A 23,690-nucleotide genomic window follows, 5' to 3' on the forward strand; every position below is an offset into this window, starting at 1 on the left:
ATGACCGAAGACCTCGCGGTCGCCGCACCGGCCCCCGCCACCGTCACCGACCCGCGGGCGGGCAGCTTCCGCGTCGACGCCCACCACGGCGAAATCCTGCAAGGGGTCTTCGTCGCCGGCGGCCGGCTGCGCCGCGGCCTGGTGACGCTGCCGTGCCCGCTCTACAGCACCCGCGCCACCTTCCTGCCCACCGACGACGACGGCACGACGGTGCGTCCCGCGTGGCGCACCAAGGCCCGCCGCGCCGCGGACCTCACCCTGGCCCGGCTCGGGCACCCGGTCCCCGGCGGCCTGCTCGACATCACCAGCGACATCCCGCTGTGCCGCGGCTTCGGCTCCTCGACCGCGGACGTCACGTCGGCGATCGGCGCGGTCCTCGCCGCGACCGGCCGGCGGCTGTCCCCGGCCGAGGTCGGCGCGCTGGCCGTCGAAGCCGAAACCGCGTCTGACTCGCTGATGTACGGCGGCCGGGCGGTCGTCTTCGCCCACCGCGAAGGCGAGCCCATCGAAGACCTCGGCGAGCTGATGCCGTTGGCCGTGCTGGGGTTCGGGACCAGCCCGGGCGGCCGCGGCGTCGACACCCTCGAACTCACCCCGGCGCGCTACACGTCGTGGGAGATCGAGGCGTTCCGGCCGTTGCGCGGCCTGCTCCGGCGGGCCGTGCGCGACGGCGACGCGGGCCTGCTCGGCCGCGTCGCCACCGCCAGCACCCTGCTCAACCAGCGGCACCTGCCCGTCCCCGGGCTGGACGACATCCTCGCGGTCGCCCGCGCCGCCGGGGCCGCCGGCGTGCAGGTCGCCCACAGCGGCGACGTCGCCGGCCTGCTCTTCGACGCTACCGACGCCGAAACCCCGGCGCGGCTGGAGTTCGCCGCGACGCGGCTCGACGTGACCGAGACCTGGCAGTTCGAAACCGAGAGGTGAGTCCGATGACCCTTGCCGCACCCGTCAGCCGGTCCGTCGTGGAGGCGACCGAGCTGCCCCGGATCATCCGCATCCGGCCCAACTTCCACGTCGCCGCCTTCGGCCTGATGAAGCTGCTGCCCGCCCGGTTCATGCTCGACCGCGCCGAAGAACGCGGTGAAGTCGGTCCCGGCACGACCGTGCTCGAGACGTCGTCGGGCACCTTCGGCCTCGGCCTCGCGATGGTCTGCCGGCTGCGCGGCTACCCGCTCACGATCGTCGGCGACCCGGCGATCGACGCACCGCTCAAGCGCCGTCTCGAACACCTCGGTGCCCGCGTCGAGATCTGCCCGACGCCCAGCCCGGTCGGCGGCTACCAGCGCGCCCGCTTGGACCGTCTCGAAGAGCTGCGTGCCGAGTACCCGAACCACTGGGTACCCGGCCAGTACAGCAATCCCGACAACCCGCGCTCGTACGCGCTGGTGGCCGAGCAGCTCGCCGAGACGATCGGCGTCCCGGACTGCCTGGTCGGCGCGGTCGGCTCCGGCGGCTCGACGTCCGGGACGAGCTCGTTCCTGCGGATGCTGGTGCCGGAGATGACGCTCGTCGGCGTCGACACCCAGCGCAGCGCCATCTTCGGCCAGGAAGACGGGCCGCGGGTGCTGCGCGGGCTCGGCAACAGCCTGGTGCCGCCCAACGTCTCCCACGAAAGCTACGACCAGGTGCACTGGATCGGCGCGGCCGAAGCGTTCGCCGCGACGCGCGACCTGTACGCCCGGCACTGCCTGTTCATGGGCCCGACCAGCGGCGCGTCGTTCAAGGTCGCCGACTGGTTCTCGCGCCGGAACCCGGACGCCACGGTCGTCGCGCTCCTGCCGGACGAGGGCTACCGCTACCAGGACACGGTCTACTCCGACGAGTGGCTGCGTGCGCAGGGGCTGGCGCACGCCGGTGCGGCCGAGCCGTACGAGGTCGTCGCGCCCGCCGAGCCGGGCGGCTCGTGGACGTGGCTGAACTGGGGCCGGCGCTCGCTGGCCGACGCGTCGTGACGCCCACGCTGCTGCTCGTGGAGAGCAACACGACCGGCACCGGGCGGTTGTTCGCGCGGCAGGCCCGTTCGCTCGGGTTCGAGCCGGTGCTGGCCGCGGCCGACCCGGCGCGCTACCCGTACGCGGCCGAGGACGGCGTCCGCGTCGTCCGGTGCGACACCGCGGACGCGTGCGCGGTGCTGGATTCGGACATCGGCGAGCCGGCCGGGGTGACGAGCAGCTCGGAGTACTTCATCCCGGTCGCGGCGCGGATCGCGGCGAAGCTCGGCTTGCCGGGGCCGGATCCGGTGGCCGTGACGGAGTCACGGAACAAGGCGCACCAGCGCGCGGTCCTCGGGGCTCCGTGCACGGTGGCGACGTCGGTCGAGGCGGCCGTCGCGGCGGCGGTCGAGTTCCCGGTGGTGCTCAAGCCGGCCGAGGGCTCGGGCAGCGTCGGAGTGCTGCGGTGCGAGACGCCCGACGCCGTCGCGTCCCAGGCGGCGGCGCTGCTTTCGGTGACCCACAACGAACGCGGGCTGCCGGTGCCACCGCAGGTGCTGGTCGAGCCGTACGCCAGCGGGCCGGAGTACTCCGTGGAGCTGTTCGGCGAGGTCGTGGTGGCGGTGGTGCGCAAGCACCTCGGGCCGGCGCCGTTCTTCGTCGAGGTCGGCCACGACGTCCCGGCCGCGCTGCCGCCGTCGGACGAGGCTGAGCTGGCGGACACGGCCCGGGCGGCGGTGACCGCGCTGGGCCTCGGCTTCGGCGCGGCGCACGTCGAGATCCGGCTGACCCCCGGCGGGCCGCGGCTGATGGAGGTCAACCCGCGCCCGGCGGGCGGCATGATCCCGGAGCTGGTCCGCGCGGCCACGGGTGTCGACCTGGTCGCGGCTCAGCTCGCCGCAGTGCTCGGGCTGCCGCCGAACCTGCGCCCGACGCGGCGGGCCTGCGCGTCGCTGCGCTTCCTCACGGCCACAGCGACCTCGGTGCTTTCGGCCGGTGACGCGGTGGCGAAGGCAGCCACCGTGCCGGGAGTCGTCGAAGCCCGGCTGTACCGGCCCGACGGCACGCTCGTGCGGCCGGCCCGCGACTACCGCGACCGCGCGGGGCACGTCCTGGCCGTGGCCGATCGCCCTCGCGGCGCCCGTGCGGCGGCGGTGGCCGGGCTGGACCGGCTGCGCGCGGCGTTGGTGCCCGCGTCGAGAGGAGAGACCCGATGACCCTGCGGTTCCTCATCGCCACCGTGGCGCAGACCGACCGCGCCCACGAAGAACGGGACGAAGACCGCCCCGAACCCCACCCGGACACCCCGGAAGGAGCACCTCGATGACCATCGCCCCAGGCGGAACCGGCCGGCTCACCAGCCCCGTCTCCGCCGCGGCCCGGGAGATCCTCTTCGACCGCGACACCGCCCCCGCGCCCGACCCGGTCGCGGCCGAGCTCGGGCTCATCAGCCAGGTCGACCGCGCCCACGTCGTCATGCTCGCCGAACGCGGCATCGTCGACCGGGCACGGGCCGGTGAACTGCTGCGCGGCATCGAAAGCCTTCGGCGGCAAGGCTTCGCGCCGCTGCACGACGTCCCCGCGCCCCGCGGCCGTTACCTCGCCTACGAGTCCCACCTCATCGGCACCCTCGGCGCCGAGGTCGGCGGGATCCTCCACAGTGGACGTTCCCGCAACGACCTCAACGCCACCGTCGTGCGGCTGCGGCTGCGTGAGCCGCACGAGCGCCTGCTCGCCGAGTCCGACGCGCTCGGCCGCGCCCTGCTGGAGCGGGCCCGGCGCTGGGCCGGGGTCACCATGCCCGCCTACACCCACCACCAGCCCGCCGTCCCGATCACCTACGGCCACTACCTCGCGGGCGTCGCGGGCGCGCTCGTGCGCGACGTCGAAGGTGTCTGGCAGGCCGGCGCCGAGATCGACCAGAACCCGCTCGGCGCGGGCGCGGTCGGCGGCACGTCGCTGCCGGTCGACCCGCAGCGCACCACCGCGCTGCTCGGCTTCGCCACGGCGATCCCGAACTCGCTGCACGCCGTCGCGTCGCGGGACCTGGTGCTGCGCCAGCTTTCCGCGGCCACGGTCCTCGGGGTGCTGCTCTGCCGCGTCTCGCACGACCTGCAGGCGTGGACCAGCGCCGAGGCCGGGCTGCTGCGGCTCGCCGACGACGTCGTCGGGTCCAGCTCGATGATGCCGCAGAAGCGCAACCCGTTCCTGCTCGAACACGTCCAGGGCCGGGCGCTGGCCCCGCTCGGCGCGTTCACCGCGTCGGCGAGCGCCATGGCCACCGCCCGCTTCACCAACGCCATCGCCGTCGGCACCGAAGCCGTCGCCCCGGCGTGGTCGGCGCTCGAGGCGGCGACCGACGCCGTTGTCCTGCTGCGGCTGGTGGTCGAGGGCGCCGAGCCGGTGCCGGAGCGGATGTACGAGCGCGCGGTCGACGGCCAGACCGCGGCCACCCACCTGGCCGAACGGCTCGTCGACGCCGGCGTCCCGTTCCGGCAGGCCCACCACGAGGTCGGGGCCATCGCGAAGGAAGCGCTGGCCGAGGGCGTCCCGCTGCACGACGTCGCCCGCGTCCGGCTGGCCGGGCAGCCCGCGCACGTCCTCGCCGCGCTCGACCCCGCCGAGGTCGCCCAGCACGCGGCCCACGGCGGCGGCCCGGCGCGGGCGTCCGTGCTCGCCGCCGTCACCGAAGCCGAGACGGGGTTCGCCCGGATCCGCGCCGCGGCCGAGGAACGCCGCTGGCGCTGGAGCCAGGCCGAAGTCGGCCTCGACGACGCCGTCCGATCCCTCGCCGACCCCCGGAGCCTCCCATGACCTTCACCGTCGTCCGCAACGACGAAGACCAGTACTCGATCTGGCCCGCCGGCCGGGACCTGCCGCCGGGCTGGCTGAGCGCCGGCGTCACCGGCAGCCGCGAGGAGTGCCTCGCGCACATCGACACCGTCTGGACCGACATGCGCCCGCGGAGCCTCCGCGAACGCATGGCCACCCGCTGACCTCGAGGAGCCTCCTGTGACCACGTTCGCCGACGACCTCGCGACCCTCCGCCCGGAGAGCGCGTCCACCCAGGACACCTACGTCGAACTCCGCAGTGACACCTTCACCCTGCCCACGCCGACGATGCTGGAGGCCGCCGCGCGCGCCCCGCTCGGCGACGACGTCTACGGCGAGGACCCCACCGTGGACCGCCTCGAACAGCTCGCCGCCGAGCTGCTCGGCAAGCAGGCCGGCTGCCTGATGCCGAGCGGCACCATGGCGAACCTGACCGCGCTGCTCGCGCACTGCCCGCGCGGCGGCAAGGCGATCGTCGGGCACGAGTCCGACGTGTACGTCTACGAAGCCGGCGGCGCGTCCCTGTGCGGCGGCATCGTCTACGACCCGCTGCCGAACCTGCCCGACGGCACGATCGACCCGGCCGCGATCGCGGAGGCGTGCGCGGTCGACCGCAGCGACCCGCAGATCGCGCCGCCGGCCGTGCTCAGCCTGGAGACGCCGCAGAACCGGTGTGGCGGCCTGCCCCTGCAGCTGGACTACCTCAGCGAGGTGTCCCGGCTGATCCGCTCGCACGGCGTCGCCCTGCACCTCGACGGCGCCCGGCTGTTCAACGCCGCCGTGGCGCTCGGCGTCAGCGCGGCGGAGGTGGCCAAGCACGCGGACACCGTGCAGATCTGCCTGTCCAAGGGCCTGTGCGCGCCGATCGGGTCGGTGCTGGTCGGCGACCGCGTGACGATCGCGGCGGCGCGGCGGATGCGCAAGATGCTCGGAGGCGGCATGCGCCAGGCCGGGATGATCGCGGCCTGCGGCATCGTCGCGCTGACGGACATGACCGAGCGCCTGGCCGACGACCACGCCCGCGCGGCGCGCCTGGCCCGCGGCCTGTCGCGCATCCCTGGCGTCCGCCTCGACCCGGGGCCGCCGCTGACGAACATGGTGTTCTTCAAGGTCCGCGACGACCGCTACACGACCCGGACGCTGATCGAGGCGGCCCGGCGGCGGGGGATCCGGGTGGAGGAGCTGGGCACGGACAAGATCCGCGCGGTGACCCACGCGGGCGTCGACGACGACGCGGTGGACCGCGCGGTCTCGGTGTTCGGCGACCTCCTGGGGCACGACGCCCTGGTGCGGTGAGCGCTCCGGGCCGGGGCGGCCACCCCGCCCCGGCCCCGGTCACCGCCCGGCGATGGTGATCGGTTCGAGCAGCCGTCGCGGCCGGTTCATCGCGGTGGACACGGGGTCCGGGACCCCGGCCGCCGGGTCGTACCCCGGGCCCGGCTCGATCACCGTCTCCGCCACCGGGACGTCCGCGCCGCAGGCGCCGCACCGGCTCTGCCCGTCGATCAGCCCGCCGTCGGCTTCGTGGCGCAGGACGCGCTTCGCGCCGGACGGCGAATACGCCTCGTCGCCCCAGTGCATCAGCGCGCGCACCACCGGCCAGAGCGCGACGCCGCGGTCGCTCAGCCGGTACTCGACCACGCCGGCGCCGTCGTCTTCGCGCACGAACACGCCCTCCTGCACCAGGGACTTCAGACGGCTGGTCAGCACGGCGCGGGGGATGCCGAGCTGGGTCGCGAAGTCGCCGAACCGGCGGACGCCGAAGAAGGCGTCGCGGATGATCAGCAGCGTCCACCGCTCGCCGATCACCTCCAGGGAGCGGGCGATCGAGCAGTTGCGCTCGGCGTAGGTGCTGGGGAGGGCCATGCGGCCAGTCTACCTCGGTAGTTCGTTCAGTGAACTGGCTGTGCTACGGTCGGTTCAGTGAATGAACTACCCCCTGTGGAGGCCACTGCGATGTACCAGTTCCTGGTGTCGTTCACCGTCCCGCCGGAGCACCACGACGACTTCGTCCGGGCGGCCCGGACCGTCGCGCGCGACTCGCTCGCGCACGAGCCGGGCTCACTCCGGTTCGAGGTCATCGCGGACGCGGAGAACCCCGACGTCTACTACCTCAACGAGGTCTACGCCGACGCCGAGGCGTTCGCCGCCCACGCCGAAGGTCCCTCCTTCGCCACGTTCTTCGCCGAGGCCGGCGCCTACGCCGAAGGACCGACGTGGTTGATGAAGGGCACTCTCGTCGGCGACCCGGCGGGAGTGGCGAAATGACCCGGCTCTTCCTGGTCACCGCGGCGGCGGGCAAGACCGGCCGCGGCACGGTCGAGCAGCTGCTGGCCCAGGGGCACCGCGTGCGCGCGCTGGTCCACCGCGAGGACGAACGCTCCCGCGCCCTGGCCGCAGCCGGGGCCGAGGTGGTGGTGGGCGACCTCCTCGACCTCGACGCCGTCACCACCGCGCTGACCGGAGTGAGCGGCGCGTACTTCTGCTACCCGATCCGGCCCGGCCTGCTCGACGCGACCGTGACTTTCGCGCAGGCAGCGACCGAGACCGGCGTCCGGTCGGTGGTGACGATGTCGCAGATCTCCGCACGCCGCGACGCCGGCAGCAACGCCGCCCGCCAGCACTGGCTCGCCGAACGGGTCCTGGACCGCACCGGCCTGCTCACCACGCACCTGCGGCCGACGTTCTTCGCCGAGTGGCTCACGACGTGGTGGGAACGCCGCGACGGCGAGGGTTACCTGCGCCTCCCGTTCGGCGACGGCCGGCACGCCCCCATCGCGGCGAGCGACCAGGCCCACGTCATCGCGGCCGTCCTGCGCGAGCCGGAACCGCACGACCGCGCGGCTTACACCCTGCACGGCCCGGTCGAGCTCGACCACCACGCCATCGCGGCCGCCATGGCTGAGACGCTCGGCATCCCGGTGCACTACGAGCCGATCAGCGTCGAGGAGTTCGCGTCGGCCATGAGCGCGCGCGGGCTGCCCGCGCACCTGGTGCAGCACCTGAGCAACGTCGCCGTCGACTACCGGAACGGGATCTTCGCCGGCACCAACACCGTCGTCGAGAAGATCGGCGGCCGGGTGCCGCTGTCGGTCGAAGAGTTCGTCCGGGACCGCCGCGCGGACTTCGAGACCAGCGGGCCCCACTTCGTGGCGGCGAAGTGACCGGCCCGATCCTGGTGACCGGCGCCGGCGGCCGGCACGGCGGCACCGGCGCACACCTCGTCCGCGGCCTGCTTGCGCACGACGTCCCCGTCCGCATCCTGGTCCGACGCGAATCCGAGACGACGCGGCAGTTCGCGGCCGCGGGCGTGGAGGTGGTCGTCGGCGACCTGCTCGACTTCCGGACCCTCGTGCCCGCGCTCGACGGTGTCACCCAGGCCTACTTCACCTACCCGCTCGAAGCGAGCGTGATCACGGCCGCGGCGAGCTGGGCACAGGCGGCCCGGAGCCGCTCCGGTCCACTTCGGACGGTGATGATGTCGATGGCGCCCGCGCAGCCGGGCAGCCCGAGCCCGGTCGGCCGCAGCCAGTGGCTCGCCGAGCAGGTCCTGCAGTGGGCCGGGATCGACCTGCTGGTGCTGAAGGTGATGGCGCTGTTCCACGAGAATCTCGGCCTGCTGCACGGCGGCACGGTCGCCGCCGACGGCGTCATCCGCAACTCGTTCGGCCCCGGTCCGGTGACGTGGATCAGCGGCGCGGACGCGGCCGAGCTGGCCCTGACCGCGTTGCTGCGGCCCGTTGTGTTCGACGGCCCGGTGGTGCCGGTCGGCGGCACGGAAACGGTGAGCCACCCGGAGATCGCCTCGGCCCTGACCTCGGTCCTGGGGCGGCCGGTGCGCTTCGAGCCGGTGGACGCGCCGACGTGGCGACGCGAGCTGGAGGGTGCCGACCACCCGCTGATCACCCGCGAGATGGCGGCCCACATCCCGGCGGTCGGCGCGCTGGTGGCCGCGGCGGGCCCGACGATGGCCGTCGAGCCCGGCCGCTTCGAACACCTCACGGGCCGGAAACCCCGGCTGCTGGCCGACTATCTCACGGGGTTCGCGTCCTGACGGTCGCGAGCCGCAGGCGGCCGGAAGCCGCCGATCTCCCGCTCGAGCAGCTCGGCCAGCCGCAACGGCGTCCGGTCCTCGGACATAGGGCCGATGAGCTGGACCCCGACCGGCAGGCCCTCGGGGGAGCGGCCCGCGGGCACGGCGGTGGCGGGCAGGCCGGGCATGGTCGCCAGCCCGGCCCAGACGAGCTGGTCGAAGTACGGGTACTCGACGCCGTCGACGTCGATCCGCCGTTCCATCGGGTTCGGGTGGTGGTCGTGCGGGAACGCGGGGGTCGGCGTGATCGGGCACACCACGACGTCGAACTCGGCGAACAGCTGCCGCCAGCCGTGGCGGTGGACTTCGCGGCGGTGGTTGGCCTCGAGCCAGTCGGCGTGGCTGAACTCCATGGCGCGCAGCCGCACGGCGTCGAGCCCGGTCGCGCGGGCCCGCAACCGCTCGAGCGATGCGATGGGAAACCGCGCGGTGGCGCCCGAAATCAGCAGCTGCATGTAGAGCGTCGCTGCCTCGGTCAGATCGGGCAGCAGCGGACTGTGCCGTTCGACGCGGGCGCCGCCGCCGGCGAGCGCCTCGGCCACCCGGTTGACGCCCGCCCGCACGGCGGACCCGGTCGGGATGAGCGGATGGTCGTCGATGACGAGGACCCGGAAGCCGGACAGCCGCTCGTGGCGGGCCGGCGGCAGCGCCAGCCGGTGCGCCACGCCCAGCGTCAGCGGGTCCGGTCCGGCCATGACGTCGAGCAGGAGCGTCAGGTCGCGGGCCGACCGTGCCATCGGACCGACAACGGCGAGGTCGAGGTCGACCGGCAACGCCGGTGCCGGCGGCGCGACCATGCCGCGCGGCGCCGCCAGCCCGAGCGTCGGCTTGTGCGCGTAGACGCCGCAGAAGTGCGCGGGGGTGCGCAGCGACCCGGCGAGGTCGGAGCCGATCGACAGTGCGCCGAACCCGGACGCCAGGGCCGCCGCCGACCCGCCGGAGGAGCCGCCCGCCGTGCGGTCGTGGTCCCACGGGTTGGCGGTGGTGCCGTAGATCTCGTTGAAGCTCTGGATGTCCTGCAGCCCCAACGGAACGTTGGTCTTGCCCAGCACCACCGCGCCCGCGGCCTTGATTCGCGACACCTGCACCGCGTCCTCGGCCGGCAGGTAGTCCCGATGCTGGGGCATGCCCCAGGTCGTGGGCAGCCCGGCCATGTCGTAGGACTCCTTGACCGTCATCGGAACGCCGAGCAGCGGCCGGTCCTCACCGCGGGCGCGGGCCTGGTCCGCCTGCTGTGCGGCGGCCCGCGCGCGGTCGAAGTCCGGCACGCAGATCGTGTTGGTCACCTCGTCGTCCCGCTCGATGCGGGTGATCGCCTCGTCGGTCAGCTCCGCCGAGGACACTTCACCGGCACGCATCGCGGCAACGAGTTCTTCGGCCGTCCGATAGCTCCATTCCATGATTTGAAGCTAGCGGCCCTCCACAGAGGACACGAAATTTCTTTTCGCGCAACGGGGACGGGCCACTTTCAGGGCCGGATGTTCTCCAGATCCGCCAGCAGGTTCGGGTGCTTCGGCTCCCAGCCGAGCGCCTGCCGCGTGTGGGCGCTCGACGCGGGCTGGTCGGCCGCGAAGATCACGCCGAGGGCGCCGAAGCTCTCCGCGGGCACGGACTCGACGGGCACCCCCAGCCGTCGGCCGATGACGGCGGCGATGTCACGCACCTGGTCGCCCTCGTCGTCCACGGCGTGCCAGGACGTGCCGGCTTCCGCCCCCTCCAGCGCGAGCCGGAACAGGACCGCGGCGTCGAGCGCGTGCACGGCCGGCCAGCGCTGCGTTCCGTCGCCCGGGTAGCCGGACACCCCGCTCTGCCGCGCGATCCCGGTCAGCACGCCGGCGAACCCGCCGGCGCCGTTGTTGTGGACCGTCCGGGGGAGGCGCACGGCCGAGCTCCGGACCCCGCGCGAAGCCAGGTCGAGCACTCCCTGCACTGCACGGCCGCGGCCCCCGACCGGTCCGTCGGTGGGAATCGGGTCGGCTTCGGTGGCGGCGCGGCCCGGGGCGGCGGGCGTCCCCGAGCAGGTGACGAAGGGGCGGTCACTGCCGGCGAGGGCCTCGCCGAGGGTGGCGAGGGCGGCGCTTTCCTCGGCGACGGCGTTCGCCAGCGCCTCGGGGCTGCTGAAGTCGTTGGCGAAGGCCAGGTGGATCACCCCGTCGGCCTGGCCGGCGCCGGCGCGCAGGACGTCGAGGTCGGCGAGGCCGCCCCGGATGGGCTCGGCGCCGGCCGCTTCGGCGGCCTGTGCCGAGGCGTCGGAGCGTGCGAGGGCGAGGACGGTGTGGCCGTTGCCGAGGAGTTCGGCGACGACGGCGGAGCCGATCAGGCCGGTGCCGCCGGTGATGAACACGTGCATGGAACGCTCCCGCGAGTGATGGGACTCTTGTCTCGTCACGGTACCAGAGTGATGGGACAAGAGTCTTATCGCTTAAGATGGACGCATGGGCCGATGGGAACCGGGAGCGCGCGAACGCCTCGTCATGGCGGCCGTCGACCTGTTCGCCGAGCAGGGCTACGACGCCACTACGGTCGCGCAGATCGCCGAGCGCGCCGGGCTCACCAAGAGCACGTTCTTCCGGCACTTCCCCGACAAGCGTGAGCTGCTGGTCGCCGGCCAGGAGACGCTGAGCCGGCTGCTGAGCGAGGGCATCGCCGAAGCGCCCGGCGACGCGAGCCCGCTGGACGCGGTCGCCGCCGGCCTCGTCCGCGCGTCGACCGCGATGGGCCCGATGAACCGCGAGATCGCCCCGCGGCTGAAGGCGGCCGTCGCCGCCAGCGCCGAGCTCCAGGAGCGTGACGCCCTGAAGAGCGTCAGCCTGGCGGCCGCCATGACCGCCGCCCTCGTCGCCCGGGGGGTGCCCGACGCAACCGCCGCGCTGGCCGGCGAGCTCGGCGTCCTCGCCTTCAAGCGGGGGTACGTCGAGTGGGCCGACGGCGACCGGGTCTCCGAAGACGGGTTCGCCGTCCACCTCCTCCGGGCGCTCGACGAGCTGCGCGCGGCGAGTGCGTCGCTGGGCTGAGCATCCACCTTTTCCGGTCGGGCAAGGGGTTTTTGCCCGGGCATGCCCCGGCGAGCGGAACATTTCTCCAAAATGTTGGTAAAATTTTCACGTGACCGGTGTCACAAGTGGTTCCCTCTGTTAGGTAACTTTCCTAACTAACGACGGAGGGCCCCCGCCCATGTCATCCCGCAAGCGCTTCGCCGTGGTAGCCGCCGCGGCTCTGACGCTCATCGCGCCGCCGCTCGGTGTGAAGGCCGCCGACGCGGCCACGACCACGGCTTCCCCGGCCACGGCAGACAAGACGTACACGGCGGCCGAGGTGCTGGCCGGCGTCAAGAAGAACAGCACCACCGCGAACAAGGTCAACTCCAAGCCCCACATCAACACCATGACGCGGTCCCAGAACGTCAACGTGTTCCAGGTGTCGTCGGGTGTGTACGCGTACAGCTCGGGCCTGGCCGTCGACGACGACGGCAGTGACCCCGACTCCGACCCCGACCACCAGGACGAGACGACTTTCCAGGACAGCAACGGCAAGCAGCTGGCCGCGCACCACGTCCCGTTCTACGTGCTGGGCGACGACTGCTACGACCGCAAGAGCCCGTGCCCGCACTTCTTCTACAAGGAGCACGGGATCAAGGGCCGCCAGTTCGCGCTGATGTTCTACAAGAGCAAGGTGATCGGCGCGATCTTCGGCGACACCCAGACCGGCAACGACCAGACCACTTCGGACAACGACTCCCGCGAACTGGGGGAGGCGTCGGTGAAGGCGGCCTCGTCGCTCGGCATTCCCAGCAGCGGCACCACCGGCGGCGTCGACAACGGCGTGACGGTGGTGATCTTCTCGGGCTCGTCCTGGGTCGTGAACGGCGCGAACTCCGCCCTGAACGCCAACGCCCAGGCCTTGGTGCAGAAGGCGTTGGACAGCCTCGGCACCAGCATGGGTATCTGAGCACTCCCGCCGGCCACCGGGTGCGCGTCCGGCATCCGGTGGCCGGTCAAGGCCCGCCCATCAACGAGTACGACACATAACAACCGGCGGACGCTTCGACCAGGATCGCCATGGGCGCCTGGCCGGTGACGTTGTTCCGGATGACGTAAACCCCGTGCGAGGGCCCGAACAACGTGCCGACCTCGTCGACTTCGGCCAGCGACTCGTCCGGACCCACCCGCAGTTCGGCTCGCGACGAACAGAACGGCCTCGCCCGATCGGCGGCGGTCTTCTCCGCCTCGCACCAGTCCGCGCCCGCACAGGTGAGGTGGCTGCGGTAGTCACGCCCGTCGTGGTGCACGCGGTAGGGCAGCCCGTCCTCGCCCGGCAGCGCATAGCCGAAGTGGTTCGCCACCACGGGGAGGAACGCGATGCCGACAAGAGCGCCCATCGCCACGAGCGCCACGAGCAAAACGACCACAACACGACGACGCCGCCGGTGCGGCACGGGCGCATCTCCGTCTCCCACGACGTGAAGACGTCCACGGGGGTGCCGACGTTGCTCGGCAGGCGAGGTTAGGAAATCCGCCGGCGGTAGGCGGCGGTGGCGAAGACGTACGCGACAACGAGGATTCCCGCGCACCAGGCGAGGGCGGTCCAGATGTCGCTGCCGATCGGGTGCCCGGTGAACAGGTCCCGGACGGTGTTGACGATGGAGGTCACCGGCTGGTGCTCGGCGAAGGCGCGGACCGGGCCGGGCATCGTCGTGGTGGGCACGAACGCCGAGCTGAGGAACGGCAGGAAGATGAGCGGGTAGGAGAACGCGCTCCCGCCTTCGGCCGTCTTCGCGGTGAGGCCGGCGAGCACCGCGATCCACGTCAGCGCGAGGGTGAACAGCAGCAGGATGCCGGTGACCGCGAGCCAGGCCGCCGGGCCGGCGTCCGAGCGGAAGCCCATGAGCAGGGCGACACCCACCACGATCACGAGCGAGATCAGGTTGGCGGCCGGCCAGGTCAGCACGTGCGCCCACAGCACGGCCGACCGGGCGATCGGCATGGAGTGGAACCGCTCGAAGATCCCGCTCTTCAGGTCGGTGAAGAGCCGCAGCGCGGTGTAGGCGATGCCCGAGGCGATCGTGATCAGCAGGATGCCGGGCAGCAGGTAGCTCACGTACGAGCCTGACCCGGTGGTGATGGCGCCGCCGAACACGTAGACGAACATCAGCATCATCGCGATCGGCATGACCGCGGTGGTGATGATGGTGTCCAGGCTGCGGGTGATGTGGCGCAGGGACCGCCCGAGCAGGACGGTGGTGTCGCCGAGGACGTGCGTGCTCATCGTGGTCTCCTCACTTTTCCTGGCGAGAGCCGACGACGGCGAAGAAGACGTCCTCGAGGGTCGGCTGCTTCTCGACGTATTCGACCTCGGCGGGTGGGAGCAGCTGCTTGAGCTCGGCGAGCGTGCCGTTCACGATGATCCGGCCCTCGTGCAGGATCGCGATCCGGTCGGCGAGTTGCTCGGCCTCGTCCAGGTGCTGGGTGGTGAGCAGCACGGTCGTCCCGCGCGCGGCGAGGCCCTTCACCGCGTCCCACACCTCGAGGCGGGCTTCGGGGTCGAGCCCGGTGGTCGGCTCGTCGAGGAAGATCACCGCGGGCTCGCCGAGCAGGCTCATGGCGATGTCCAGGCGGCGGCGCATGCCACCGGAGTACGTCGAGACCTTCCGCGAGGCGGCGTCGGTCAGCGAGAAGCGCGCGAGCAGGTCGTCGGCGATCTCGCCCGGACGCTTCCGGTGCCGCAGCTTCGCGATGAGCACGAGGTTCTCCCGCCCGGTGAGGATCTCGTCGACGGCGGCGAATTGCCCGGTGAGACTGATCGCCGCGCGCACGTCCGCCGCGTGGGTGACGACGTCGAAGCCGGTGACGCCGGCTGTTCCCGCGTCCGCCTTGAGCAGGGTGGAGAGGATCTTCACGACGGTGGTCTTGCCGGCCCCGTTGGAGCCGAGCAGGGCGAAGATGCTGCCCCGCGCCACGTCGAAGTCCACTCCGCGCAGGACTTCGAGCGTCTTGTAGGACTTCCGCAGTCCGCGCACCCGGATCGCCGGTGCAGTCATCGATGCTCCTGAGGTCTGGTTGAGGGGGCCACTACTCGGTGATACTATCTAGTAGTACTCGGTACTACGTAGTACTGGCAAGACCCGAGGAGCTTGTGGTGGACGACCTGAGGGAGATGCTGAAGGGCACGCTCGAGGGCTGCGTGCTGGAAATCATCGGCAACGAGGAGACCTACGGGTACGCCATCACGCGCCGGCTGAACGACCTCGGCTTCGCCGACGTCGTCGAGGGGACGGTCTACACCATCTTGCTGCGACTGGAGAAGGGTGGATTCGTCCAGGTGACGAAGCGACCGTCCGAACTGGGCCCGCCGCGGAAGTTCTACGCGCTCAACGACGCGGGACGCGAAGAGCTCGGGAGGTTCTGGGCGAAGTGGGAGTACCTCTCCTCGCGGATCGACAAGCTCAAGGAGGGCGGCAGATGAACCTGTGGGAGACCATGACCGGCAGTGACCTGACCCGGGAATGGAAGGAGTTCGAGGCCAGGGCCGAAGCCCTGCCCGCCGAATTCCGGGCGGCGTGGGGGGGAGATCACGGTTCATCTGTTCCCGTACGGGAGCTTCACGGGCCGCAACCTGATGCCGATCCTCGACGGCGCACTGGGACTGCTCGAAGAGACCGCGGCGGACGGGCAGCGCATCCAGGACGTGCTGGGTGATGACGTCAAGGGTTTCTGCGTGGCACTGGCCGGCGGAAAAGAGGCCCGGAGCTACCGCGACCGGTGGCGCGAGCAGGTGAACAGGAACGTGGCGCGGAAACTGGGCCGGCTGGGAGGCTGACGTGGGAATCCAGGACATCATCGAGGGCAAGAAGCAATGGCGGGCGCGCCTGGCGCGGGTGAAGGCGCTCCCGTCGGATTACCAGATCGTCTACAAGGAGATGCAGAAGTACTTCTTCAAGGTCGGACCGGTCGACCTGTCCGAGGGGCAGCTGCTTTCCGGGATCGTCGATTTCTTCGAGGAGGGTGTCGCGGCGGGCAAGGGAGTCCTGGAACTCACCGGCAACGACGTCGCTGCCTTTTGTGACGACCTGATCAGGGATTCCCGCACTTACGCGGAGATCTATCAGGAGTCCCTGAACAGCAAACCCGGCACGGCGGGCTAGGACCTTCACGAAGGTGCCCAGATACCGGAGAGCGACGATCATGATCTGCCGCTTCCCGTCCACTGTGGACAGGTGATGGGTATTTGACCGCTGAGATCAGGCGCGCGATCGAGCCGGGCCCGTTCGAGTCCCAGCCGTGGCGGCCGGTCCGCAAAAACGCGCCTGATCCCAAGCCGGCCCGCGCCGAAGGCCGCACTGCACCCTCCGCCTCAGGCCCCAGCGCCTCCATCAACCGGCAGAATCGCGCCCGTCACGAACGACGCGCGGTCCGACAACAGCCACGCCGCCGCCTCGGCGATCTCGTGCGGGTCGGCCATCCGGCCGAGCGGGGTCGACGAGCTGATCCGCGCCACGACGCCGGGCGTCGCGGCCTCCCAGGCGTCGATCATCTCCGTGGCCGTGCCGCCCGGGGTGATGCCGTTGACGCGGATCCCCTCCGGCGCCCAGGACACCGCCGCGGTTTCGGTGAGGCTGTTGAGCGCCCGCTTCATCGCGCCGTAGGCAGGCAACGCGGGGTTCGCGCGGCGGCTGCCGATACTCGAGGTGTTGACGATCGCGCCGCCGCCGGTGCGGCGCATGAGCTCGGCCTCGGCGTTCATCGCGGTCCAGTGCGCGCGGAAGTTCACCGCGAACTGCTCGTCCACGTCCTCGTCGTCGGTCGTGTCGAGCGGACCGGGCCGGCGCTGGATGGCCGCGCCGTTGTTGAACGCGCCGTCGAGCCGGCCGTGGAGCTCCTCGACGCGGGCGACCGCCGCGCGCACGCTCGCCCGGTCGGCGAGGTCCATGGTGACGGCGTCGGCGGTGCCGCCGTCGCCGCGGATCTCGGTGACGATCCCGTCGAGGGCGTCGGCGCCGCGGGAGGCGAGCACGACGGCGGCGCCCTCGCGGGCGAAGAGCCGGGCCGCGGCCGCGCCGATCCCGCGGGAAGCGCCGGTGATGAAGACGACCTTGCCCGTGAGCAGGCCGAGAGCAGTGGTGTTCGTGGTCATGGCTCCAGTTTCGGAGCGGTCGCCGGCCCGAGACAGGCACAGGGTGTACCAGGCTGCGCCCCCGCGCGGCGCGCATACTCGGAGTATGGACAAGCGTGAGCTCGGCACGTTCCTCCGCAGCCGTCGGGAGCGGCTCCGGCCGGAGGACGCGGGGCTGCCGTCGGGCCCGCGCCGCCGGACGCCCGGGCTGCGCCGCGAGGAGGTCGCCGTCCTCGCGCACATCTCCACCGAGTACTACGTCCGCCTCGAACAGGGCCGCGCGCCGCGGCCGTCGGGCGAGGTCCTCGCCGGGATCGCGGCCGCCCTGCTGCTCACCGACGCCGAATCGGACCACCTGCACGTCCTCGCGGGCACCTCACCCAACCGCACCGGGCTGCACCGCCGCGACGTCCGGCCGAGCATCCTCACGCTCCTCGAGCGGCTTCCGCAGACCGCCGGGTTCGTGACGTCGGCGACGTTCGAGGTGCTCGCGTGGAACGACCTCGCGGCCGCGCTCATGGAGGACTTCGGCAAGCTGCCCGTGGCGGAGCGCAACCTCGCCCGCCGCGCGTTCCTGCGCCCGGCGACCACGCTCTACGGCGTTTCCGACGCCGCCGAGTTCCGCCACCACGTCGTCATGGCGCTGCGGGCCACGCTCGCGCGCTACCCGGCGGACCCAGCGGTGACCGGCCTGGTCGAGGAGCTCCGCGACGGCAGCCCCGAGTTCGCCCGCCTGTGGGAGCGCCACGACGTGCAGGCCGCGCCGATGCTCACGAAGACCTTCCACCACCCGGTCGTCGGGGACGTCACCGTCGACTGCGACTCGCTCGCGCTCACCGACCGTGACCAGCACCTGGTGCTCTACACCGCGGCGGCGGGCTCCCGCGACGCCGAAGCGCTGGCGCTGTTGAACGTGCTGGGCACGGAGAGCATCACCGCCGGGTAGCGTCAGGAGCTCGCGGTGTTCGCCTGGAGGGTGAGGTAGACGGCCCGGACGGCCAGGGTGCGCTCGATCTCGTCGATGATCGGGGCGAAGAACTGCTTGCGGTGCTCGCTGTCGCTCATCGACGTGACCGCGAAGTACATGCTGCCGAACCCGGCGAGCAGGGTGGCGTTGCGGAGCAGGGCGACCGGGACACCGGGCAGCAGCGGCGAGATCGCCGGTGTCGTGCCGATCCACTGTTCGGCCGCGGCGGGGTCACGATGATCACGCCAAGCAGGACGAAGAAGGCGAACAGGGCGAGACCGATCACCGCGGCCTGGACGAGCTGGCGGGTGGCGAGCATCAACAGCAGGTTGCGCTTCTGACGTCCGTTGAGGCTGACCGCGCGGACGGGCCCGTCGATGGTGACGGCGGCGAGCGGGGTCCCGGCGCAGGCGGCGGTCAGCATGGCCGGGCTGAAGTCCTGTTCGACCCGGCCGATCTCTTCGCGGAGGCGGGCGGCCGCGGCGAGGACGGTGACCGCGCCGAAGAGGGCGACGACCAGGGCGAGGCGCCACCACGCGAGCTGGTTCATCAGCTGCCACAGCTCGCCGGTGAAGAAGAGGAACAGGGTGACGAAGAGCAGGACCGGCAAGGCCCGGCCGAGGACCTGCACGCTGTTGCGGAGGTCCGTGACCGCCTGCTTGATGCCCTGGCGCACGAGGGTGCCGAAGCCGTAGACGGTGGCGACCCAGGTGGCCGCGAAGACGACGGCGAAGAACAGGAGGAAGGCCAGAACGCCCAGCGCGCGGGCGCCGGGGAGGGTGATGGCGCCGTCGAAGGCGAACTGCAGCAGCGGGACGGCGACCGGCATCGCGGCGTAGGTGACCAGGATGACGACGGTCGTGGCGCGGGAGAAGCGGGGGAGGCGCCGGACGAACAGGGAGATCGTCACCCATGCCGCGAGGGTCACCGCCACGACGACGCCGAGCAGCACCCACCGGCCCGAGCCGGCCGTCTTCAGCGGGACGAGCCAGGCGAGGCTGGCCAGCGTGACGAAGACGAGCACGGGCAGCATCCGGGGGAGGACGTGCTCGGTGAAGCCGTACCCGGCGATCATCGTCGGGGTCCCGCGCCGGAGGAACCAGCGTTCGGTCCGCTGGACTCGCGCCCGGGGTGATGAGGTCGGCATGGGTAGATGATTCCCGGCGGTCCCGGCCCGGGTCCCCTCGGCCCGGTCAAGGTGGCCCTCCCGGTACCTGTATCACCAGGATCTCCCGGACGTCCAGCACGCCTGTCAGTCTGTAATTCAGCGGCACTGGGAAAGAGAGAGGACAAATACCAATGGCGGACAACAAGTCCACCACTCACGAAGAGCTTTTCGATCTGAGCGGGAAATACGCACTTGTCACTGGTGGCACCAAGGGCATCGGGATGATGATAGCGCGCGGTCTTCTTCAGGCGGGCGCGCGCGTCGTGATCAGCTCACGCAACGCGGAAACGTGCGCGGAGGCGCAGCACCTGCTGTCCGAACTCGGCGACGTCCGGGCAATTCCCGCCGACCTGTCCAGCTACGACGAGTGTCAGCGCCTCGCTGATCTCGTCCAGGCCGACTCGGGACGCCTGGACATCCTCGTCAACAACGCGGGAGCGATGTGGCGCGAGCCGCTGGAGACGTTCCCGGCCGAGGCCTGGGACACGGTGCTCGACCTCAACCTCAAGTCGCCGTTCTGGCTGGTGCAGGCGCTGCTGCCCGCACTTCGCAAGGCGGGCACCGCCGACGATCCCGCGCGGGTCATCAACATCGGGAGTATCGCCGGCATCCACGTCGCCGAGTCGCCGAACTATTCGTACGCCAGCAGCAAAGCGGGACTCCACCAGCTCACCAGGGTGCTGGCCAGGGAACTGGGCCCGCAGCACGTCACGGTGAACGCGGTGGCCCCAGGCCCGTTCCGGTCGCACATGATGGCGTCCACGCTCGACGCAATCGGCGACACGATCGCGGCGAAGGCCCCGCTGCGCCGGCTCGGCCGCGACGACGACATGGCAGGCATCGCCGTGTTCCTGGCCAGCCGGGCGGGGTCCTACCTCACGGGCACGATCATCCCGAGCGACGGCGGCATCGCCACCACCGCAACAGGGACCTAGCCTACCCAAGATCAGCGATCTTGAGCCAAAGTCGGGTAAGGTGACGGGATGGTCATGCGGGTGGCGATTCCCGTGCTGCCGTGCCGAGATGTGCAGGCAGCGCGGTCGTACTTCACGGACGTGCTCGGATTCGACACCATATTCACCTGGGAGACCCCACCTAGCTACGCGGCCGTGATCCGCGACACCGCCGAGTTCCACCTGTACGCCGAAAGCAGCGTCGGCCCGGCCAGGGTGACAGTTATCGTCGACGACGTCGATTCCTGCCACGACGAGCTGCGCGCCCGCGGCGCCGACATCGTCGAGCCACCGGCTGACCGGCCCTACGGGATGCGCGACTTCAACGTACGGACACCCGATGGGCACTTGTTGATCTTTAGCCAGCCGCTTACCGAGTCCGGGTGACCATCAGCGGACCAGCCGGAAGAATGACCGGACCTCGTCGTTCCAGTACCGGATGTTCGGGAACCGGCGCTCCGCCCACCGCCGAGACGGGCGCTGCAGCTCCTTGGGGAAGACCGAACAGCCGGTGGGTACGGTCACCGGCGCGCCGGCCGACCCGGAGATCCATTCGTTGACCTGCCGGAGGCTTTCCCAGTACAGCCGGGCGGATGAGGCACCGGTGCCGGGCAGCCAGTAGAGCATCAGGTTGTCGGGCAGCTCATCCCGGGTAATGACCCGATGCAGGTCGCCACCGGAGTCGGTCCACGACCAGAACTTCTCGACGATCCAGGCGCAGAGGGCGGCCGGCGAGTCGACCAGCCCGTAGCCGGCCGTCTGCGGCCGGGTCGGCTGCTGCGCCGGGTATCCGGAGCCCCATTCGTCCGCCTCCCGCAGTGTCGCGAGCGCCGCCCGCTCGGCACCGGTGAGGTCGTCCAACGTGGCCGGATCGGGCGGTGCGAGCGGCGGCATGAGATGGATGCCGGCGACCCGATCGGGTTGCCGTTGACCGATGCTCGCGCCCCAGTCGCTGCCCTGGCCGCCGAACCGCCGGTAGCCGAGCCGGGCCATCAGCTCGCACCACGCGTCGGATATCCGCTCGATCCCCACCCCGGCGCGGTCGGCTTGTCGCAGATTTCGCCGTTCACACGACGAAACCGCAGCTCAACAGCCAGCACCCTACCCAAGATCAGCGATCTTGAGCCAAGTCAGGCCACGGGCACGATCATCCCGAGCGACGGCGGCATCGCCACCACCGCAACAGGGACCTAGCCGGCCACCCACGACGCCAGTAGGGCCAGACCGTCGGCGGTTGCCGTGCCCGCGGGTGCGGTGTAGACGTTCAGGTGCAAGCCGGGGTCGGTGGGCAGCTCCATCGTCTCGACGTCCAAGTCGAGCCGGCCGACCACCGGATGGTGCACACGCTTGCGTCCGGACCGGTGGAGCTGAACATCCTGAGTCGCCCACCGCCGCCGAAACAGTTCACTGCGCGTCGACAACTCACCGACCAGGGCGATCAGTTCCTCATCGTGCGGATCGCGCCCGGCTTCCATGCGGAGCTTCGCGGCCACAATGCTGGTGATTTCGTCATAGTCGACGAAGAATTGTTTGGCCGCTTCGGGATCCAGATAGACGAACCGCGCGGTGTTCGCCGGCCGTCGTGTGTCGGCCAGCATCGGTGAATACAGCGCGCGAGAAAGGTGATTCATGGCCAGCACGTCATAACGCCCATTACAAATCCACGCCGGCGCATCGGTGACGGCGTCGAGCACCCGCTGAAGCGCCGGACGCACCGTCACGCTGGCCCGCCGGCGAGCGCTCGGCGCCCTGGACTGCCGGGCGAGGTGGAACAGGTGATCGCGCTCGGCCTCGTCGAGTTGCAGGGCCGAGGCCAGGGCGTCGAGCACCCCGTCGGAGGCACCGGCGAGGCTGCCGCGCTCCATCCGCACGTAGTAGTCGACCGACACCCCGGCCAGGAGGGCCACCTCTTCACGACGCAGCCCTTCAACCCGCCGGTTGCCCCCATAGGCAGGCAGCCCGGCCCGCTCAGGCGCGATCCGCGCGCGACGCGAGCGCAGGAACTCCTTGATCTCGGTGCGCAGGTCGATCTTGGCCATCTCGTCACGGTAGGCCCTGTCGGCGGGCGAAGGGAGGTACTGCTGGTACCCCGACGGCCAGGACTTGCGCGAGCTCCCGGCTGATGACTGTCGAGCGCGGCGACGACGGCTCTGCTCGCCGACGTCGACCCGGCGGGTGACCGTCGCGGTCGGAGCCCGAGTTCGCCAGCCCCGTGTGGTCGAACGCGATGGCTGCGCCAGCGGTGATGCCAGTCGTATTCCATTGTGGATCCACGGCGAGCAGCCGAGCGCCTTCATCCGACGTAGGGTGATCATCCGGCTCACGTGATCGAGGACCGATCCGCGCGGCCGCCGGCTCCGAACCCCTGCGCGGGCGGCGACGGTGGGTGAGAATGACCGAGGTGCGGGAGGACAGCGGCGACACGGCGCGGTCGCTCGCGGCCAGCGTGCTGCGCGGGCTCGACGAGCTGACCGACCTCCTGGTCTCCGTGATCGGCGACCAGAACCCCGGCTACCGCCTGGTCGACGTCGTGCCGCGGGACGACCTGTGGCACTCGTGCCACGACAACCTCCGGCGGGTGCTGCAGCTCATCGGGCACCCCGGCGACGCCGGCGACTTCTACGACGCGGCTCGCGCGACCGGACGCCGCCGCGCCGAGCAGCAGCTGCCGCTCGATGACGTGCTGCGGTCCTTCCGGATCGGCGGGCGGCTGGTCTGGCAGGCCCTGACCGACCAGGCTCGGGCCACCGGAGAGGTGAACAACGAGGCGATGCTCGACCTCGCGACCCGGGTGTGGGAGGTCGTCGACGCGATCTCGGCCCAGGTCGCGCAGGCCTATCACGCGGCCGAACGGAGTCTGGTGCGCGCGGACGAGCAACGACGTGCGTCGTTGTGGGAGGGACTGCTGCAGGGGCGAGCCGCCGACGCCGGGTTCGCCTACGAGGCCGGCCGTACCCTCCGCCTGCCGATCTCCGGGCCCTACGTCGTGGTCGCGGCCGCGGGTCCCGGGGGCGATGACTGCGTCGAACCGCTGGGTGTCGCGCTCGAGAAGCTGGGCTCGGCGTCGGCCTGGCAGTTGCGCGCCGACGTGCTCGTCGGCCTGGTTTCGCTGCCCGGCCGCGACGTCGCGAAGGCCACGACGGCCGTCGGGTCCGTGCTGGCCACCGCGGCCGGCGTCTCACTGGTCGTCGACGGGCTCGCCACCGTGCACATCGCCTACCGCCAAGCGGTCCTGGCGATGCGGACCGTGCCGCCGGGGCGGACGAGCGTCGTCTGCCTGGCTGAACGCCTGCCCGAAGCCTTGCTGCTCAGCTCGCCGGAATTGACCGATTCGCTGCTGCAGACCCGGCTGGGTGGCCTGCTGGACCTGGGCGGGGACGAACGCGGTCTCCTGCTGGAGACCCTCGCGACCTGGGTGGGCACCGGCGGGTCGGCGACACGCTCGGGGCAGGCGCTGCACTGCCACCGCAACACGGTGCTGAACCGGATCCACCGGATCGAGGGACTGATCGAGCAGCGGCTCACCGGCGGGGAAGTGCCGCTGGAGCTGGCGCTGATCGTCCGCGCGCTCCCGTTCCTCCCGCCACCGCGCGTGCCCTGACGGGCGCGGGCTGTGCACGGTGCACAACGGCACTAG

General features: G+C 71.5%; 28 protein-coding genes. 18 read left to right on the top strand and 10 right to left on the bottom strand.

The annotated features are described in order from the left end of the window. The 6 genes from ACZ63J_RS38440 (at window position 1) to ACZ63J_RS38465 (ending at window position 6,059) form a co-directional block, all read left to right on the top strand. Window positions 1–924, top strand: coding sequence for a GHMP family kinase ATP-binding protein (locus ACZ63J_RS38440; RefSeq protein WP_465407136.1), 924 nt, complete (start codon window positions 1–3; stop codon window positions 922–924). A gap of 5 nt (window positions 925–929) precedes the next feature. Beyond that, the gene (locus tag ACZ63J_RS38445) at window positions 930–1,952 is read left to right on the top strand and encodes a pyridoxal-phosphate dependent enzyme (protein ID WP_465407134.1); all 1,023 of its coding nucleotides are present in this window, start codon (window positions 930–932) and stop codon (window positions 1,950–1,952) included. Further along, window positions 1,949–3,148, top strand: coding sequence for an ATP-grasp domain-containing protein (locus ACZ63J_RS38450; protein ID WP_465407132.1), 1,200 nt, complete (start codon window positions 1,949–1,951; stop codon window positions 3,146–3,148). The genes ACZ63J_RS38445 and ACZ63J_RS38450 overlap by 4 nt, the downstream gene beginning before the upstream one ends. A gap of 106 nt (window positions 3,149–3,254) precedes the next feature. Then, on the top strand, window positions 3,255–4,745 hold the full coding sequence (locus tag ACZ63J_RS38455; protein ID WP_465407130.1) for an argininosuccinate lyase: 1,491 nt from the start codon (window positions 3,255–3,257) through the stop codon (window positions 4,743–4,745). Continuing rightward, window positions 4,742–4,927: an MbtH family protein gene (locus ACZ63J_RS38460; protein ID WP_364522041.1), complete on the top strand. Its 186-nt coding sequence runs from the start codon at window positions 4,742–4,744 to the stop codon at window positions 4,925–4,927. Before ACZ63J_RS38455 ends, ACZ63J_RS38460 begins: the two co-directional genes overlap by 4 nt. 16 nt (window positions 4,928–4,943) lie before the next feature. Further along, window positions 4,944–6,059: a GntG family PLP-dependent aldolase gene (locus ACZ63J_RS38465; protein ID WP_465312574.1), complete on the top strand. Its 1,116-nt coding sequence runs from the start codon at window positions 4,944–4,946 to the stop codon at window positions 6,057–6,059. Window positions 6,060–6,098: 39 nt separating this feature from the next. Here the strand turns inward: ACZ63J_RS38465 and ACZ63J_RS38470 are convergent, their stop codons facing one another. Then, window positions 6,099–6,629 carry a winged helix-turn-helix transcriptional regulator gene (locus tag ACZ63J_RS38470; protein ID WP_465407128.1) on the bottom strand — a complete coding sequence of 177 codons (531 nt, stop codon included), beginning with the start codon at window positions 6,627–6,629 and terminating at the stop codon, window positions 6,099–6,101. A 75-nt stretch (window positions 6,630–6,704) separates the two neighbouring features. Here ACZ63J_RS38470 and ACZ63J_RS38475 point away from each other — a divergent pair, with 75 nt between their 5' ends. From ACZ63J_RS38475 to ACZ63J_RS38485, 3 genes are read left to right on the top strand one after another with little or no spacing between them, the layout of a single operon-like run. Next, window positions 6,705–7,031 (top strand): putative quinol monooxygenase, encoded by a 327-nt coding sequence (locus ACZ63J_RS38475; RefSeq protein WP_465407126.1) that lies wholly within the window; start codon window positions 6,705–6,707, stop codon window positions 7,029–7,031. Continuing rightward, window positions 7,028–7,927 carry an NAD(P)H-binding protein gene (locus ACZ63J_RS38480; RefSeq protein WP_465407124.1) on the top strand — a complete coding sequence of 300 codons (900 nt, stop codon included), beginning with the start codon at window positions 7,028–7,030 and terminating at the stop codon, window positions 7,925–7,927. The genes ACZ63J_RS38475 and ACZ63J_RS38480 overlap by 4 nt, the downstream gene beginning before the upstream one ends. Further along, the gene (locus ACZ63J_RS38485) at window positions 7,924–8,817 is read left to right on the top strand and encodes an NmrA family NAD(P)-binding protein (RefSeq protein ID WP_465407122.1); all 894 of its coding nucleotides are present in this window, start codon (window positions 7,924–7,926) and stop codon (window positions 8,815–8,817) included. Before ACZ63J_RS38480 ends, ACZ63J_RS38485 begins: the two co-directional genes overlap by 4 nt. Here the strand turns inward: ACZ63J_RS38485 and ACZ63J_RS38490 are convergent. Together ACZ63J_RS38490 and ACZ63J_RS38495 are read right to left on the bottom strand one after the other, a co-directional pair. Next, complete coding sequence (locus ACZ63J_RS38490) at window positions 8,793–10,256, bottom strand: amidase (protein ID WP_465407120.1); 1,464 nt, start codon at window positions 10,254–10,256, stop codon at window positions 8,793–8,795. The two genes, ACZ63J_RS38485 and ACZ63J_RS38490, sit on opposite strands and share 25 nt — an antisense overlap. 68 nt (window positions 10,257–10,324) lie before the next feature. Continuing rightward, the gene (locus ACZ63J_RS38495) at window positions 10,325–11,206 is read right to left on the bottom strand and encodes an SDR family oxidoreductase (protein ID WP_465407118.1); all 882 of its coding nucleotides are present in this window, start codon (window positions 11,204–11,206) and stop codon (window positions 10,325–10,327) included. An 85-nt stretch (window positions 11,207–11,291) separates the two neighbouring features. On the opposite strand from ACZ63J_RS38495, the gene ACZ63J_RS38500 reads away from it, so the two are divergent. Both ACZ63J_RS38500 and ACZ63J_RS38505 read left to right on the top strand, forming a co-directional pair. Beyond that, window positions 11,292–11,870, top strand: coding sequence for a TetR/AcrR family transcriptional regulator (locus tag ACZ63J_RS38500; protein WP_465407116.1), 579 nt, complete (start codon window positions 11,292–11,294; stop codon window positions 11,868–11,870). Window positions 11,871–12,030: 160 nt separating this feature from the next. After that, complete coding sequence (locus ACZ63J_RS38505; RefSeq protein ID WP_465407114.1) at window positions 12,031–12,804, top strand: glycoside hydrolase family 75 protein; 774 nt, start codon at window positions 12,031–12,033, stop codon at window positions 12,802–12,804. A gap of 46 nt (window positions 12,805–12,850) precedes the next feature. On the opposite strand, the gene ACZ63J_RS38510 is transcribed toward ACZ63J_RS38505, so the two are convergent. From ACZ63J_RS38510 to ACZ63J_RS38520, 3 genes are all read right to left on the bottom strand, one after another. Beyond that, on the bottom strand, window positions 12,851–13,264 hold the full coding sequence (locus tag ACZ63J_RS38510; protein WP_465407112.1) for a hypothetical protein: 414 nt from the start codon (window positions 13,262–13,264) through the stop codon (window positions 12,851–12,853). Window positions 13,265–13,359: 95 nt separating this feature from the next. Next, window positions 13,360–14,121, bottom strand: coding sequence for an ABC transporter permease (locus ACZ63J_RS38515; RefSeq protein WP_465407110.1), 762 nt, complete (start codon window positions 14,119–14,121; stop codon window positions 13,360–13,362). Between the two features lie 10 nt (window positions 14,122–14,131). Further along, window positions 14,132–14,893 carry an ABC transporter ATP-binding protein gene (locus tag ACZ63J_RS38520; RefSeq protein WP_465407108.1) on the bottom strand — a complete coding sequence of 254 codons (762 nt, stop codon included), beginning with the start codon at window positions 14,891–14,893 and terminating at the stop codon, window positions 14,132–14,134. A gap of 98 nt (window positions 14,894–14,991) precedes the next feature. Between ACZ63J_RS38520 and ACZ63J_RS38525 the strand changes: the two genes are divergently transcribed. The 3 genes from ACZ63J_RS38525 (at window position 14,992) to ACZ63J_RS38535 (ending at window position 15,997) form a co-directional block, all read left to right on the top strand. Next, entirely contained in the window at window positions 14,992–15,318 is a 327-nt protein-coding gene (locus tag ACZ63J_RS38525; RefSeq protein ID WP_465407106.1) for a PadR family transcriptional regulator, read from the top strand. Between the two features lie 153 nt (window positions 15,319–15,471). Next, window positions 15,472–15,672, top strand: a complete 201-nt coding sequence (locus ACZ63J_RS38530) for a DUF1048 domain-containing protein (protein WP_465407104.1) — start codon at window positions 15,472–15,474, stop codon at window positions 15,670–15,672. A 1-nt stretch (window position 15,673) separates the two neighbouring features. After that, window positions 15,674–15,997, top strand: coding sequence for a DUF1048 domain-containing protein (locus tag ACZ63J_RS38535; protein ID WP_465407102.1), 324 nt, complete (start codon window positions 15,674–15,676; stop codon window positions 15,995–15,997). A 209-nt stretch (window positions 15,998–16,206) separates the two neighbouring features. On the opposite strand, the gene ACZ63J_RS38540 is transcribed toward ACZ63J_RS38535, so the two are convergent. After that, window positions 16,207–16,986 carry an SDR family NAD(P)-dependent oxidoreductase gene (locus ACZ63J_RS38540; protein ID WP_465407100.1) on the bottom strand — a complete coding sequence of 260 codons (780 nt, stop codon included), beginning with the start codon at window positions 16,984–16,986 and terminating at the stop codon, window positions 16,207–16,209. 85 nt (window positions 16,987–17,071) lie between these two features. Here ACZ63J_RS38540 and ACZ63J_RS38545 point away from each other — a divergent pair, with 85 nt between their 5' ends. Then, on the top strand, window positions 17,072–17,911 hold the full coding sequence (locus ACZ63J_RS38545; protein ID WP_465407098.1) for a helix-turn-helix transcriptional regulator: 840 nt from the start codon (window positions 17,072–17,074) through the stop codon (window positions 17,909–17,911). Between the two features lie 115 nt (window positions 17,912–18,026). On the opposite strand, the gene ACZ63J_RS38550 is transcribed toward ACZ63J_RS38545, so the two are convergent. Further along, complete coding sequence (locus ACZ63J_RS38550; protein ID WP_465407097.1) at window positions 18,027–19,079, bottom strand: hypothetical protein; 1,053 nt, start codon at window positions 19,077–19,079, stop codon at window positions 18,027–18,029. 152 nt (window positions 19,080–19,231) lie between these two features. On the opposite strand from ACZ63J_RS38550, the gene ACZ63J_RS38555 reads away from it, so the two are divergent. Both ACZ63J_RS38555 and ACZ63J_RS38560 read left to right on the top strand, forming a co-directional pair. Then, window positions 19,232–20,035, top strand: coding sequence for an SDR family oxidoreductase (locus tag ACZ63J_RS38555; protein WP_465407095.1), 804 nt, complete (start codon window positions 19,232–19,234; stop codon window positions 20,033–20,035). Between the two features lie 48 nt (window positions 20,036–20,083). Further along, window positions 20,084–20,440 (top strand): bleomycin resistance protein, encoded by a 357-nt coding sequence (locus ACZ63J_RS38560; RefSeq protein WP_465407093.1) that lies wholly within the window; start codon window positions 20,084–20,086, stop codon window positions 20,438–20,440. A 3-nt stretch (window positions 20,441–20,443) separates the two neighbouring features. Here the strand turns inward: ACZ63J_RS38560 and ACZ63J_RS38565 are convergent, their stop codons facing one another. After that, window positions 20,444–21,085, bottom strand: coding sequence for an alpha/beta fold hydrolase (locus ACZ63J_RS38565; protein WP_465407091.1), 642 nt, complete (start codon window positions 21,083–21,085; stop codon window positions 20,444–20,446). 158 nt (window positions 21,086–21,243) lie between these two features. Continuing rightward, complete coding sequence (locus tag ACZ63J_RS38570) at window positions 21,244–22,092, bottom strand: helix-turn-helix transcriptional regulator (RefSeq protein WP_465407089.1); 849 nt, start codon at window positions 22,090–22,092, stop codon at window positions 21,244–21,246. 353 nt (window positions 22,093–22,445) lie between these two features. Here ACZ63J_RS38570 and ACZ63J_RS38575 point away from each other — a divergent pair, with 353 nt between their 5' ends. Beyond that, window positions 22,446–23,654 (top strand): PucR family transcriptional regulator, encoded by a 1,209-nt coding sequence (locus ACZ63J_RS38575; protein ID WP_465407087.1) that lies wholly within the window; start codon window positions 22,446–22,448, stop codon window positions 23,652–23,654. The last annotated feature ends 36 nt before the right edge of the window (window positions 23,655–23,690 follow it).

This window comes from Amycolatopsis sp. NPDC104863 (assembly GCF_055582965.1).

What these genes read in the sequence shown, in the direction of transcription:
- ACZ63J_RS38550 (WP_465407097.1), bottom strand. Translation starts at nt 19,079, where the DNA reads ATGCCGACCTCATCACCCCGGGCGCGAGTCCAGCGGACCGAACGCTGG.
- ACZ63J_RS38440 (WP_465407136.1), top strand. Translation starts at nt 1, where the DNA reads ATGACCGAAGACCTCGCGGTCGCCGCACCGGCCCCCGCCACCGTCACC.
- ACZ63J_RS38520 (WP_465407108.1), bottom strand. Translation starts at nt 14,893, where the DNA reads ATGACTGCACCGGCGATCCGGGTGCGCGGACTGCGGAAGTCCTACAAG.
- ACZ63J_RS38540 (WP_465407100.1), bottom strand. Translation starts at nt 16,986, where the DNA reads ATGACCACGAACACCACTGCTCTCGGCCTGCTCACGGGCAAGGTCGTC.
- ACZ63J_RS38460 (WP_364522041.1), top strand. Translation starts at nt 4,742, where the DNA reads ATGACCTTCACCGTCGTCCGCAACGACGAAGACCAGTACTCGATCTGG.
- ACZ63J_RS38495 (WP_465407118.1), bottom strand. Translation starts at nt 11,206, where the DNA reads ATGCACGTGTTCATCACCGGCGGCACCGGCCTGATCGGCTCCGCCGTC.
- ACZ63J_RS38575 (WP_465407087.1), top strand. Translation starts at nt 22,446, where the DNA reads ATGACCGAGGTGCGGGAGGACAGCGGCGACACGGCGCGGTCGCTCGCG.
- ACZ63J_RS38470 (WP_465407128.1), bottom strand. Translation starts at nt 6,629, where the DNA reads ATGGCCCTCCCCAGCACCTACGCCGAGCGCAACTGCTCGATCGCCCGC.
- ACZ63J_RS38545 (WP_465407098.1), top strand. Translation starts at nt 17,072, where the DNA reads ATGGACAAGCGTGAGCTCGGCACGTTCCTCCGCAGCCGTCGGGAGCGG.
- ACZ63J_RS38445 (WP_465407134.1), top strand. Translation starts at nt 930, where the DNA reads ATGACCCTTGCCGCACCCGTCAGCCGGTCCGTCGTGGAGGCGACCGAG.
- ACZ63J_RS38560 (WP_465407093.1), top strand. Translation starts at nt 20,084, where the DNA reads ATGGTCATGCGGGTGGCGATTCCCGTGCTGCCGTGCCGAGATGTGCAG.
- ACZ63J_RS38570 (WP_465407089.1), bottom strand. Translation starts at nt 22,092, where the DNA reads ATGGCCAAGATCGACCTGCGCACCGAGATCAAGGAGTTCCTGCGCTCG.
- ACZ63J_RS38505 (WP_465407114.1), top strand. Translation starts at nt 12,031, where the DNA reads ATGTCATCCCGCAAGCGCTTCGCCGTGGTAGCCGCCGCGGCTCTGACG.
- ACZ63J_RS38555 (WP_465407095.1), top strand. Translation starts at nt 19,232, where the DNA reads ATGGCGGACAACAAGTCCACCACTCACGAAGAGCTTTTCGATCTGAGC.
- ACZ63J_RS38455 (WP_465407130.1), top strand. Translation starts at nt 3,255, where the DNA reads ATGACCATCGCCCCAGGCGGAACCGGCCGGCTCACCAGCCCCGTCTCC.
- ACZ63J_RS38515 (WP_465407110.1), bottom strand. Translation starts at nt 14,121, where the DNA reads ATGAGCACGCACGTCCTCGGCGACACCACCGTCCTGCTCGGGCGGTCC.
- ACZ63J_RS38490 (WP_465407120.1), bottom strand. Translation starts at nt 10,256, where the DNA reads ATGGAATGGAGCTATCGGACGGCCGAAGAACTCGTTGCCGCGATGCGT.
- ACZ63J_RS38500 (WP_465407116.1), top strand. Translation starts at nt 11,292, where the DNA reads ATGGGCCGATGGGAACCGGGAGCGCGCGAACGCCTCGTCATGGCGGCC.
- ACZ63J_RS38530 (WP_465407104.1), top strand. Translation starts at nt 15,472, where the DNA reads ATGCCGATCCTCGACGGCGCACTGGGACTGCTCGAAGAGACCGCGGCG.
- ACZ63J_RS38480 (WP_465407124.1), top strand. Translation starts at nt 7,028, where the DNA reads ATGACCCGGCTCTTCCTGGTCACCGCGGCGGCGGGCAAGACCGGCCGC.